The sequence below is a fragment of the Ruegeria sp. CK3 genome, assembly GCF_056536565.1.
This window is the reverse complement of record NZ_JBQFPV010000003.1, coordinates 85,338-97,902: the sequence shown is the minus strand read 5'-3', so window position 1 is coordinate 97,902 and position 12,565 is coordinate 85,338. Positions and strand designations below refer to the sequence as shown.

Genomic DNA, 12,565 nt, shown 5'->3' with positions numbered 1-12,565 from the left:
GCAACTAGCTTGGCCTCCTTCGGGCTCTCTCCCGTCATTTGGTCACCCGCAGCATAGATAGACCATGGCGCTAACCGTCCCGGCGAGGATGGCCAAAACCGGACATTGAATAAGTGTCATGAATTCTTACACGCAGCTGATTAATGCAAGTCTTAACCGCACCGGCGAACCGCACTCCAAAACCATCCCATGTGGTTCAGACCTGTCCTGGAAGCCATAGAACAATCGCAGGGAAGGCAACGAGCATCGCGATTGTCGCAGCGTCCGCCAGAAAGAAAGGCGTTACACCCTTAAAGACATCCTGCACGCTTAGGTCATCCCGCACACCAGCCACCACAAAGCAATTCAGCCCGATAGGTGGGGTGATCAGGCAAAACTCGGCCATTTTGACAACCAGAATGCCAAACCAGATGGCACACATGGGCCCGGACATACCGAAGGTACTCTCGGCTGCGCTTACGGTCTCACCCCCATTCAACGCCATGACAGCAGGGTAAACGACCGGCAACGTCAGCAGCAGCATACCTATCGCGTCCATGAACATACCCAGCACTGCATAAGCTAGAAGAATACAGATCAGGATAAGCATCGGAGACATCTCAAGCGACGTAATCCAGTCGGAGAACGCACTTGGCAGTTCGGCAAAACCAAGAAAACGAACGTAAACCAAAACGCCCCAGATGATCGTGAAAATCATGACGCTCAGCTTGGCGGTTTCTAAAAGCGCGTCTTTAAGTTCGGACCAGCGCATGCCCCGATACAGCGCCATCAGGAACACCACAAATGCTCCAATTGCGCCGCCTTCGGTTGGCGTACCCCAGGCGTCGCCGCCGAACGGGTTGTAGACAAAGAAGATGATGGTGACGACAACAATCAAGATGGGCAATGCAGGCGGCAATGAGAGGAAACGTTCTTTCCATGTGAAACCGGTGACTGCGGGACCAAATCCTTTGATCACGACGGCCATGCCAACGATCAGCAAGCCATAAATCACAGCCGAGAACATGCCCGGGATGAATCCGGCCAACAGCAGTTTGCCCACGTCTTGCTCGACGATAATCGCATAGATGACCAGAATGGCCGAAGGTGGAATCAGCGAGGCGAGTGTACCGCCTGCAGCGACGACACCTGCAGCAAAACGCTTGTCGTAGCCGACCTTCAACATCTCGGGGATGGCGATACGCGCGAACACAGCGGAAGTGGCGACCGAGGCCCCGGAAACCGCAGCGAACCCAGCAGTCGCAAAAACTGTCGAGACAGCCAGCCCGCCGGGAACCCATGCCAGCCAACGCTTCGCGGCTTCGAACAAGGCTTTGGTGAGGCCCGCGTAATAGGCAAGGTAACCAATCAGGATGAAGGTTGGGATAAGGCTCAACGCCTGGCTTGAAATCTTGGAGTGCGGCACCTGCCCCGCTGTTTTGACGGCCACAGTCACAGCCTTACCGAACCGCGCCGGGTCATACCCAAACTTGGCCCAGAAGATCCAGATCAGACCGACCATGCCAGCTGTCGCGGCGGCGAAGGCCACGCGCATCCCTAGCACCACAAGAACAAGCATACCGCCCGAGACAATCAGGCCAATATCAATGGGTTCCATCAGATTTAACCTCAGTTGTCATGGCCCGAGACGTGCTCGGCTTCCATTGCAGCTTGGGTCGCTGCATCGGCAATTAGCGGGACGGCAATCGGTGCCTGATCGGGGTGACGGATTGCACGACCGTAGGCCCAAAGCTGTAGAGCAAGCCTTAGGCAAAGCACGCTAAAGGCGACGGGTGCCAACAGCTTGGCCGGCCATAGCGGGATACCGATGTCGATGGAGCTGTCGCGGCTCCAGAGTGGAGCACCAAAGTCAAAGCTGCGTGCGAAATGCGCCCAGCTCCCCCAGATCAGCAAGACGATCAGCGCCAGAATGACAGCGGTCGTGATGAACTCAACGATATAGAGCGTCCGGCCTTTGAGCGCTCCAACCACCATGTCCATTCGGATATGACCGCCATCACGCTGCGCATAAGAAATCCCCATGAAGGCGATCAACGGCATGGCCTGCTCGATCCAGTCCACGTAACCGGGAAGCGGCGCATTGGCGAAATTCCGGCCACCAACGGAAACCACGGCCATGACCATCAGCGAGAACACTGCAAGACCGCTGATCAGAGCCAGAAAGCTCTCCAGTTTATAGAGGCGTTGATCGAGAATGCTGAGACGGCTGTCGTCAGACAGCACCTGGGATGACCCGGCCATCTTTGTACTCCGCTGTCAGGGAAAAGGTACCCGACGCCGGCTTGGCCGACGCCGGGCTGTGAGTGGATTAGCTGCCGTTTGCGATCTTGCCAGTCACAAGGTCATAAAGCTCTTGTGCTGGCAGGCCGCGCTCGGTGTTTTCTGCAATCCAGGCCTCGGCCGCGGGGGCGGCAGCGGCTTCTTTGAACGCTGCGATTTCTTCATCGCTGAAAGTAACCCGTTCGATGCCGCGTTGATCCAACTCTGGGCCCCACGCTTCCATCGTTTTTGTCTGGTAGTGGCTCACGTAGTGATCCAGTGCCTCTTCCACCGACCCCAGCAGAGCGTTGCGGTGTTCGTCAGATAGATCTTCCAGCGCCAGCGTGTTAACCACGACAGGGCAGTTGACGGTGCCGGGGTTTAGGTTCGTCGTCCACCACTTACCATTTTCAATGGTGCCGAAGGACATATGCGCGTGTGGCGCAAAGCTGACAGCCTTAACGATGCCGCTGTCCATTGCCTGGCGCACTTCGGATGCAGACATTGATGTCGGAACCGCCCCAACCGTCTCCATCGCTTTACCGATGCCGCCGGTCGCCCTTACGCTCAGACCTTCAAAATCGGTTAGAGATTTCGGCGCTTCACCGACACCTACAAGGTTGTACTGTGGCAGCGGCGACGGCATCAGCAAAGTCGCGTCCCAGCGGGCCAGATCCTCCACAACGGCCGGATGTTGATAAACGGCCATCGACAGATCGACTTCTTGTTCAAGGGATGTCACGCCCAGAAACGGCAGTTCCAAGACGGTGATCGAGGGGTTCTTGTCGCGGTGATAACCAGCACAGAACTGGGCCATTTCAAACGCACCAATCGAAATCCCATCGAGGTTTTCTTTGTTCTTCGACAGGCCGCCATAGCTGATGTTGAGTGTGAACTCTCCGCCCGTCTTTTCGCTCACCAATTCGGCAAGTTTCTCGACGTGTTCGGTAAAGGCACGGCGCTTGCCCCACAGGGAAACGTTCCATTCGACAGCCAGTGCTTCGGATGCAACGGTCAGTGACAGGGCCGCAATAGCCGCCCGGTTAAGATGTTTGCGCATAATGGCTCCTCCCAGATCACGCAATTCGCTAGGGTGGAGTATTCAGAATGCGCAGCAGCCTGCCTATGAAGGAAAACGCGCGAGAAATCACTGTTCCCCTGCGGATATCCGCAGAGTGGTTTCGCTTACAACAGCGCCTCTTTATCGAGACCTAGTTTGACGATCTTTTCATTAAGCGTCCGGCGGCCAATCCCTAGCGCTTCGGCGGCGGCATCCATGCGGCCTTTATGTGCCTTGATGGCTTTGCCAATGAGCTCGCGCTCAAAAGCAGCAACCGCTTCGCGCAGCGTATCCGGTACTTCGTCAAAGTGTTGATCGCTGTGTATAGCCTGCGCCATCGACCCTCCTCCGCGTCGGGCCGCCAAAATACGCCGTTCGCAGACATGGCGCAATTCACGCACATTACCGGGCCAGTCATGCGCAAGCAGAGCGGCCAAATCGTCTTGATCAAGCTCTGGCGCGTCAATCTCATAAACCTGCGCGTATTCGCTCAAGAAATGAGTTGTCAGCAGAACCAGATCGTCCCGTCTTTGTCGTAGTGGTGGCAAGGACAGGACGACAGTGTTTAGTCGAAACAATAGGTCCTGACGCAGGCGGCCTTCCTCGGCGGCCAGTACAACGTCTTCGTTGGTTGCTGACACGACCCTGAAACTTAGCGGCACCGGCGACACAGCCCCCACCGGCAGCACCTGTTGATCTTCGATGACCCTCAGTAGCTTGGCTTGCACCGCTGGTGGGCACGAGCAGATTTCGTCCAGAAACAAGGTCCCACCCGATGCCGCCACAAGCCTTCCGTCGGATTCACCCGCGACGCCGAACATTTCCGCTTCAAACGTATCGGCCGACAATGCAGCGCAATTCAACGCCAGAAACGGCGCCTCCGGCGCGCGGCCCAAATCATGTAAAGCATGGGCAACCAGCTCTTTCCCGGTGCCGGTATCCCCCTGCAACAAAACCGCAACCGATGTATCGGCAAGATCAAGTACGTCTTGTCGCAAGTCTGTAATGGCGTCCGTTTGGCCCAGAAGGATACGGTCAAGGCCTGACAGTTTGAACAGCCTGTCTTTGAGGCGGGCATTGCTTTTCCGCATTCGGTTTTGTTCAGCCGCATGCCTCAGCACCGTCAACAATCGCCGAGGTTCATATGGCTTTTCGATAAACCCGTACGCGCCTTCCTGTATGGCCTGAACCGCCATCGGGATATCACCATGTGCCGAAATCAAAACCACCGGAGGCGCCACATGCCTGTCCAAACTGGCCAGTAATTCAAGCCCCGACATACCCGGCATTCGCACATCGGACAGAATGACATCGGGCGAGGCGTTGGCCAGATACTCCGTCACCTGGGTCGCACGCGACAGGGCGCTAACAGTCCAGTCAGCAGCTTCAAGCAACTCGACAAGCGATTGTCGCATCGATTTGTCATCATCAACGACCAGAACTTTGAAAGGTTGCTGCTGGGTCATTCGTTCATTTCTTCAGTATTTGAGGCCATCGGGAAGGTGACGCGGAAAATTGTTCCTCCGCCATCGCGGTTTCTGGCCGTCATTGTGCCATCGTGATCTTTGACAATGCTGGTGGAAATCGCCAGTCCTAAGCCCATGCCTCGCCCGCTCTCTTTTGTGGTTACAAATGGCTCTTGCAACTCAGCCAGCGTTGCCTCGCCCAATCCGTGACCGTTGTCCTGAATTTCCAACACTGCCTCATCATCAGAAGCCGTGATAGAGATTTGGATTTCAGACGCATCCGCTTCATCTGTTGCATCTATGGCATTGCGCAAAAGATTGGTGATGACCTGTTCGATCCGCAGGGCACTGCCCCGGATGAAGACCGGAACGGTCGGCGCATCAACTGAGATTTTCACCCTGCCCTGCTCGATGTTTGGCGCGACCAGAGCCAAAGCGGCATTGACCGAAGTACATAAGTCTACGTCTTCGAACGCCTCATTCTCTGACCGTGCAAAGAACCGCAATTGGCGCGTGATCCCTTCCATCCTGTCTACAAGGCTTCCGATTTTTTGCGGTAGCTTGACTTCACCGGGAGATGAGATCTCTGCTGCAACCAAGTGATTGCGCATCGCAGCGATGGGCTGGCCCAGCTCATGCGTGACAGACGCGGAGAGTTGTCCTAGGGCCGCCAGTCGGCTTGCGCGCTCCAACTCGCCCTGGGTGCGTTTGAGGCTCCGCTCGGCTGTCTTGCGGTCGTCGATTTCGATTGCAAGCCTTTCATTCGCCTCGCGCAGTTTTGCTTCTTCTTCTTCGGACAGCGCCAAGGCCGCGCTTACGCGTCTCGCGCGTTGTATCTGGAAGAAGATAAACGTGAGCCCCGCCAAAAGGACAAAAATTGCAGTTACAAGCCAACTGCGCGCTACGGCCTGATCGTCACTCGCAAAGTAGTGAAGCGACCAGCCATGAGGCAAATCCGTAGCTGCAAGATGCAAGCGCTTCGTCCCCGCAATTCTGGCCTGATCTCCCGGCAACTCGACCCAATCCAACGCATCCAAGTCTTGCCCCGGAAACTGCCTGGCATTTCGAATTCGCTCTCGCTGTGGTTCCGACAATTGTGTCAATGCGCGATATTGCCAATCCGCGTTCGAAGAAAGCAGAACGACGCCGTCTTCATTTGCCAAAAGAACCTGTTCACCCGAGTTTTTCCAACTGTCCTGAAGATCAGAGAAATCGATCTTAATCGCTATGACACCAGTTGAAGCTCCTCGGTCGTTAAGCACTGTGTTGGCGATGAAGTATCCTGGCAGACCAGTTGTTGCCCCAATGGCATAAAAACGGCCTTGTTCCCCGGAAATGGCGCTTTGGAAATACGGGCGGAAAGCGTAGTTTTGGCCAACAAAGCTCCCTTTGTCGCGGTAGTTCGATGCGGAAATCGTGATCCCGTCTTCGTCCATCAGGTAGATCGCATCCAGACCGGCCTGCTCTGCAAAATCCTCGAGGCGTCGGTTTAAGGTTCCGGTGCCATCGCCTTCGGCTGTTCCAATTACAAAGGAGTCTTGTGACAGCACATATGTAAGGTGGGAAAATCGTTCGAGTTCGCTGTTCACCGAGCTTTGGTAGAGAGAGAGCCGGCCCTGAGCTTTCGAAAGCTCCTCCGAAACGAAGTACTGGTAAGAAACCAAATAGAGGCCAATGCTGGCGGCAATGGCTACTACAATACCTAAAATATAAGAAGCTGATCGCATTGACTGCCCATGAACTGCGACAGCATAGGATCACAGTAGGTTTTAGCCGTCCATCCCAAGAGTTCTAATCGGACATTGGGATGCTCAGTCCTAGCAAGAATGACCGAATGGTTTGAGAACGCAAAGCAATGGGCAAACCTGCCGAAACAAATATTTGCACTCCGCAAGCAGCGTTAGGCCCAAAGCTGACGCTTAAGGTGTTCGAACTATGATAAACCATATCCGTTGAATGCGGGCATTCATTGCGCTTGGAGAATAGGCCCACGATACTTGCGGCTGCTATTTTTCCTCAATCAGAAAAATGGCAGGTCCAGGGTCAGAACCAATTTGAAACCAATACTCAGAGGCCGGTAGACGGTACAAAGCTGTGCAGCTCGAAAGTTCTCTTTCCATCGGCGTTGAACTTCTGGATTGAGTCCCCGACACGCAGCACTGTCATACAGCGATAGCGCCCATTGTCAGCGGCCATGGAAACACAAACCTTATCTGTATCGGTGATAGCAAATGTGCCGGCACCGCTCCAGCCACCGTTCGTAAGCTCGCCGCTCACGACATTGTTCGGGTCATAGAAAAAGCGAAATCTCTTCTTTCCGGCCGTGGCGGTGACAGTATTTCCGATCAATAGCTCTGCGATCTGATCGGCGTTGAGGCGATCGGCGCCGCTATTCAATGCCGCCTCAAGTTCCGTTTCAGCGAGCGCAGTGCTGCCCGCCAGAGCGAACGCGGCCGTCATGCAAAGTGTTTTTAGTTGTGCCATATCATGTCTCCTTGTTGCTTTAGGGGATGCTACGGAGCGCGAACCCCCGAAAAACGCTACGCCCGGAGAACGCGCCGTGCTTGATCGGAAGCTGATTTTTTCTGACATTCATCTGACAATCCGCAAACTTCGTTGAGCCAAGGACATGGCGGAGTGTAGGTTTCAGTATGTACCGTTTCTTAGAGTTCCAACTTGATCCGACACAGGGATTGAACCGCAGTGGCGAACCGGTTGCTTTGGAACCTCAGGCCCTTCAACTGCTGGAATTTCTTGTCAGGAATCGAGACAGGATTGTTGGCAAGCAAGAGATCATTGACGAGATTTGGGGCGGCGCAGCGATTACGGATGCCGCGCTGAACACGCGCATTCGGTCCGTTCGCAAAGCCTTGGGTGATACTGCGGCAAGCTCAGACTACATCAAGACCTTTCCAAAGCGGGGATTCCAATTTGTGGCCCCGGTTGCATCGGATGACCCGCCTGAGCGTGTTGCCAAGGCGCCCAAACGCGGCTTTCTAGTTGCGGGTGTTCTGTTGGCCTTAGCAATCGCTATGCTGTCGCTCTCCATATTTGCTGACCGGCAGCGATTGCCGGACACCGGGAAACCCTCTTTGGCCGTTGTGCAGTTTGACAATATCGGGGACGAAAGAACGGGACAGTATTTTGTCGATGGTCTAACCGACGACCTGATCGCGCATCTGTCGCGGAACCGGGAACTCTTCGTTGTGTCCAGCGCGACGATGTTCTCTTACGCGAAGGATCAGGCAACCCCGATCGAAGTCGCGCGCGACCTTGGGGTTGGCTATGTGGTTCGCGGAAGTGTCCGCCGCGCCGATGGTCAGATGCGCATCAGCGGAGAACTCATTGATGTCGACAGCGCCGAAACCATCTGGGCCGAGGTTTTTGATCGTCAAGTAACGGATGTCTTTGACGTTCAGGACGAGATCAGTCGAGCCATCGCGGGTCAGTTGTTGCCTGAAATATATCAGTCCGGCGAAGAACGATCGCAGGAAAAACCGACCGAGGACATGGGTGCATGGGACCTGTATTTACGCGGTCGGGCGCGGCAGGCCGTGTTTTCGCAAGAGGCCCAGCAGGACGCGGTGACGTTTGCGCAGTCCGCCATCGCAGCCGATCCGGAATTCGCGGCAGCACACAGCCTGTTGGCCCGCGCGCTGGGAACGATATTCTTCTTTCAATGGTCAGATAACCCTCAAGACACGTTGATTGCCGCGACTGAGGCGGCGAAACGGGCAATTGAACTGGACGATCAGGACGCGCAAGCACATGCGGCGCTTGGTTATATTTACCGCTTTACCGGAGAGGCCGATCCAGCCATCGCAAATCTCGAACGCGCTGTCGCGCTCAATCCCAATGATGCGCGTATACGGCTGGAATTGGCGCATACCTATGACTGGTTCCGCATGCAGGACCACGCCCTGCCCGAGATAGAGATGGCAATCCGGCTAAGTCCACGCGATCCGATGCTGCAAAACATGTACTTTTACCAGGGTCATATCCTTTTTCACCTGGAGCGCTACGAAGAGGCGTTGGACGCTGCCCGGCAGTTGGGCACGGTGGCAACAAGCAATACTTGGCGACTGTTTCATCACCTGTTGAGCGCCGCCACCCTTGCCGAGATGGGCAGACAAGACGATGCCCAAGAGGCTGTTAACGATGCGCTTGAGATTAACCCCAAACTGTCAATCTCAGCGATGCGCAGGCAATTCGCAGGATCGAAGAACCATCCAGAAAACCGGCGGATCTGGTTGGCAAGTTTGCAAAAGGCGGGCGTGCCCGAATAAGATTCGGTGCCAGACTTGGCTCCGCCCAATGCCTTACCGCGCCCTGTCGCTCAGCCTGCACTATCCTGAAGCGGGGCAAACCGTCCCTCGGGCATGTCCACCGCCCTGTAGGCTTCTACGAAAGGCAGGATGTGTTCATCCGGGCGCGCAAAGCGCCGATACATCCAGACAATGTCAGCAATTTTTATCCCCGGACGGATTTTGTTCAGCCTGTCCCGTGCGGCAATGGCGGCGTCGCGCGGACCCAGTTCAGCCAGAATTGCGACTTCGATTGAGACCGACCACCAAATGTCCGGCTGTGCCCCCTTGCGATAAGTGCTCAGCGCTGTTTCATAATCCCCGTTCAGGAAATGATACTCGGCTAGCGCCTGATACCAGTTTGGGTCTGCTGCATTTGGGTCTAGCGCGATTGCATTTTCGACAAGCGCAGCCCCCAAATCCAGACGCCCGGACCATATGAATTCATAGCCAATTTGCCCTTGCAGATACCGATCGGTTCCCAATGCCAGCGCGGTTTCGGCGGACGAGAAGAACCCGTCAAGATCGCGCTGAATCTGAAGCACAAGCGCCAGAAGGAAATGAGCGCGCGCAGAATACGGGTTCAACGACACCGCGTTCCGCGCCGCCTCTTCCGCGCGTTGGATTTTCTCATCCTGTGTTCCTGGATACAGCCCGGTAAACAGCTTCACATCCGTCAGCAGTGCCTCGGTCAATTGCGCCCACCCGCGCCAATACTCGGGTTCGTCTTCGACAACCCGCAGGATACAGCCGCGGACACGCTCTTGCATATCCCGTCGGTTCAGAAAACCTACCCGCAGCAGGGAACATTCATAAGACGAGAGATGTTCCGGCGGCTTCGCACGCGCATGACCTGCGTGAATGCGTTTGATCGCCCCGCCCGCGTCACCCACAGCCGAAGCTACTTTTTCGGTAATGTTCAGTTGAACGTCCAGAATATTTAAAGTCGTGAGGCTTTCGTCATACGCCCCTGACCAGACCTGTAGCCCCGAGCTTGTGTCTATCAGTCGTGCTGTCACGCGTAGACGATCTGCAACCTGGCGGACAGTTCCTTCCAGCAGATAGTCCGCGCCGAATTTCTGCCGGATACTGCGCGGGTCACTTTCGCCTGGTTCAACGGTATGGGTGGATTGGCGGGACAGTACATTGAGGTCCTGGTAGCTCCCCAACTCAACGATGATGTCTTCGCCAATGCCAACAGCCAATAAATCGCGGGCGTCCGTATTGCTAAGGTTTTGAAACGGCAGAACCGCAACGGTCGGGCCTGTTGGCTCTGTCAACAGAGCGGCTTCATCAAAGGTCATGGCCTCGGGCGGCTCGTGATCAAAGCCGATCCACCACGTTAATATGCTTACAGCCCCAAGACCAACCAGAACCAATGCACCGGCCGTCAATGGAAGCTTGTTTGATCGCCGTTTGGATGCGGGCACTGTGTCGGGCAAAGCGAGGAAAACCCGAACTGGTTCGGCGATGTTCTTTAGGTTTTTCAGACCGAGATCCTCAAATCCGACATCCACCTTGCCCACAGCCTGATGCGCGACACTCTCGGAAACCGCGACGCCGCCTGGGTCTGCCAAACTTTCAATGCGGGAGGCAACGTTCACCCCGTCACCATAGAGGTCCCCATCAGCGATCATGACATCACCGAGGTTTATCCCGATCCGAAGCTGCAACCGCGACCCGTTGGCGAGGGTCGGAGCAGCCTCAGCCATTGCCCGCTGGATCTCGACGCCACAGTTTACGGCATCGACAACCGAAGCAAACTCGACAAGAGCACCATCCCCCATCACCTTGAAGAGGCGCCCGTGATGTCTTGCAATTGCGGGATCAAAAACCTCTGAACGCAGAGTTTTGAGAGCGGACAATACCCCTGCCTCGTCGCTGCCCATCAACGACGAATACCCAACGACATCGGCAGCCATGATCGCGGCGAGTCGGCGCTGCATGGGACCCTCCCGCTAGCAGTCTAACGGATGTCACGAAATCTCGACAGTGCATGCTCTTCTGGCAATCCAACTAATTTGGCTGCAATGGCACAGGCTAAATTTAAGCTTTGCCTTGACGGCTCCTACTCTCTGCACCCGCAACCAAATTCAACTTTCCGACCCCTCGATTTCGTTCCACATGCTCCCAGCATTGCTGACGAGGGCATTGCGCATAGCCCTCCCCACTCTTATTCAGGCGAATTGATCAGCGGCCACTGCACCCCAAACAGAGGCCGGATCGCCTGAGCTTTGTTCTAAGAACTTGATGCCCGTTCGAAGATCTCCAGCAAGCTTCTACTGGGCGGCATCCCGTCCAGCGCCAGGAGATTGACCGATCTCAACCGCGGATCAAGCGCTGCCTTGGCCTTCAGTGCGAACTCTTTCCGAGCGAAATTCCAGTGCTCCGAAAAGAAGACATCAATCGCGCCAGTGTGTACATCGACCGACCTCATGACATCGTCATGGTAGGGTTGAACCTGCACGGCGGTGTCTGGTGCCAAAAGCGGTAAGACAGCGCCCAGCGCACCTTTTACGTCTCAGGCCAACAGGTTCTTTTCATGCGCCAATCCGACAAGCGCTTTGTGACGTATGACATAGGCGTAGGCATTGATTTTCAGCCTTTGGCCGTCTTCAAACGCGATAGCGTAACCTTCGACGCCGTCTAATGCCCGTGCATCCGTCCAGAACCGGTGCATGTCATAGGCTCTGTCGAACTGCTCGCCAATCGAAACGCTATGCCGTGTGGCAACCGCCATCAACTCCATTTGCGGCATGTACGCCCCGGTCCGCATATGCCGGATCGCCGGCAAGGTCAGCAGCGGAACGTCGTAGGTCAGATCCGATCAGAGAGACAGGCTTACGAGCGGCCGACTCCTCTACCCGTCAAGAGCACGTACTTTCAGCAGGGCCGCGACTGATCCAGCGAATGTGATGGTTAAATCGACTAAAAAACGTAGTCACCGACTAGCCCCACAGCGAAGATAATTTTCTGTCGAAGCTGCGAACAAACTGCGTCCTTTGGATTGGTCACATTATAATATCTTTCGCAAATAGGCCCAAGAGACATATCCCTTGAGCTGACGCACGCGATCCAGCGACACACGACACCAACGGGTGCTTCCGGTTTGCTCACAACTGTGAACCCGCACGGCGGTTCCATTTGGAAGGCCAACGATTACTATATAGCCCGTCCCCGGCCCAGCCCTCATCTTCAACATGTCACCCTCTTCGACACCATATACCTCGTATCGCCCCAGAGAGGCCGCCATAGCAGAGTCAGTTGTCACAAATACTCCGAGAACAAATGCCACCAGGGTGATGAAGATTGTGCTGCGCATTGGTTATTCCTGCCTGTTTCCTCAGACCCTATCTTATCGAGCCGGATCGACAAGCGGAACAACTGCCAGCAACGACTCTGGCAAGCTGAACAACATTCAGAGTCTGTTAAGGCTAGTTGACAGATCGTGTTACCAAAAGGTTTGGTCGGTTTGC

At 55.3% G+C, this 12,565-nt stretch carries 10 protein-coding genes; 1 reads left to right on the top strand and 9 read right to left on the bottom strand.

All coding sequences use genetic code 11. The features are described from left to right. Window positions 1-196 precede the first annotated feature (196 nt). The 6 genes from ACR0C3_RS04710 to ACR0C3_RS04685 form a co-directional block, all read right to left on the bottom strand. A complete protein-coding gene (locus tag ACR0C3_RS04710) occupies window positions 197-1,597 on the bottom strand; it encodes a TRAP transporter large permease (RefSeq protein WP_480757401.1) in 1,401 nt (466 codons plus the stop codon). A gap of 11 nt (window positions 1,598-1,608) precedes the next feature. Then, window positions 1,609-2,241: a TRAP transporter small permease gene (locus ACR0C3_RS04705; RefSeq protein ID WP_170555944.1), complete on the bottom strand. Its 633-nt coding sequence runs from the start codon at window positions 2,239-2,241 to the stop codon at window positions 1,609-1,611. 67 nt (window positions 2,242-2,308) lie between these two features. Continuing rightward, entirely contained in the window at window positions 2,309-3,319 is a 1,011-nt protein-coding gene (gene dctP / locus ACR0C3_RS04700; RefSeq protein WP_480757399.1) for a TRAP transporter substrate-binding protein DctP, read from the bottom strand. Window positions 3,320-3,444: 125 nt separating this feature from the next. Next, window positions 3,445-4,785 carry a sigma-54-dependent transcriptional regulator gene (locus tag ACR0C3_RS04695; RefSeq protein WP_480757397.1) on the bottom strand — a complete coding sequence of 447 codons (1,341 nt, stop codon included), beginning with the start codon at window positions 4,783-4,785 and terminating at the stop codon, window positions 3,445-3,447. Then, window positions 4,782-6,512 carry a sensor histidine kinase gene (locus ACR0C3_RS04690; protein ID WP_480757395.1) on the bottom strand — a complete coding sequence of 577 codons (1,731 nt, stop codon included), beginning with the start codon at window positions 6,510-6,512 and terminating at the stop codon, window positions 4,782-4,784. The genes ACR0C3_RS04695 and ACR0C3_RS04690 overlap by 4 nt, the downstream gene beginning before the upstream one ends. Before the next feature lie 340 nt (window positions 6,513-6,852). Next, window positions 6,853-7,269 carry a hypothetical protein gene (locus ACR0C3_RS04685; protein ID WP_480757394.1) on the bottom strand — a complete coding sequence of 139 codons (417 nt, stop codon included), beginning with the start codon at window positions 7,267-7,269 and terminating at the stop codon, window positions 6,853-6,855. 167 nt (window positions 7,270-7,436) lie between these two features. On the opposite strand from ACR0C3_RS04685, the gene ACR0C3_RS04680 reads away from it, so the two are divergent. Then, the gene (locus ACR0C3_RS04680) at window positions 7,437-9,071 is read left to right on the top strand and encodes a winged helix-turn-helix domain-containing tetratricopeptide repeat protein (RefSeq protein ID WP_480757393.1); all 1,635 of its coding nucleotides are present in this window, start codon (window positions 7,437-7,439) and stop codon (window positions 9,069-9,071) included. Window positions 9,072-9,121: 50 nt separating this feature from the next. Here the strand turns inward: ACR0C3_RS04680 and ACR0C3_RS04675 are convergent, their stop codons facing one another. The 3 genes from ACR0C3_RS04675 to ACR0C3_RS04665 all read right to left on the bottom strand — a co-directional run bounded on the left by ACR0C3_RS04675 (window position 9,122) and on the right by ACR0C3_RS04665 (window position 12,411). After that, window positions 9,122-11,035, bottom strand: a complete 1,914-nt coding sequence (locus ACR0C3_RS04675; RefSeq protein ID WP_480757392.1) for an adenylate/guanylate cyclase domain-containing protein — start codon at window positions 11,033-11,035, stop codon at window positions 9,122-9,124. Window positions 11,036-11,610: 575 nt separating this feature from the next. Then, complete coding sequence (locus tag ACR0C3_RS04670; RefSeq protein ID WP_480757391.1) at window positions 11,611-11,865, bottom strand: hypothetical protein; 255 nt, start codon at window positions 11,863-11,865, stop codon at window positions 11,611-11,613. A gap of 240 nt (window positions 11,866-12,105) precedes the next feature. Continuing rightward, the gene (locus ACR0C3_RS04665; RefSeq protein WP_170718706.1) at window positions 12,106-12,411 is read right to left on the bottom strand and encodes an SH3 domain-containing protein; all 306 of its coding nucleotides are present in this window, start codon (window positions 12,409-12,411) and stop codon (window positions 12,106-12,108) included. Window positions 12,412-12,565 lie beyond the last annotated feature (154 nt).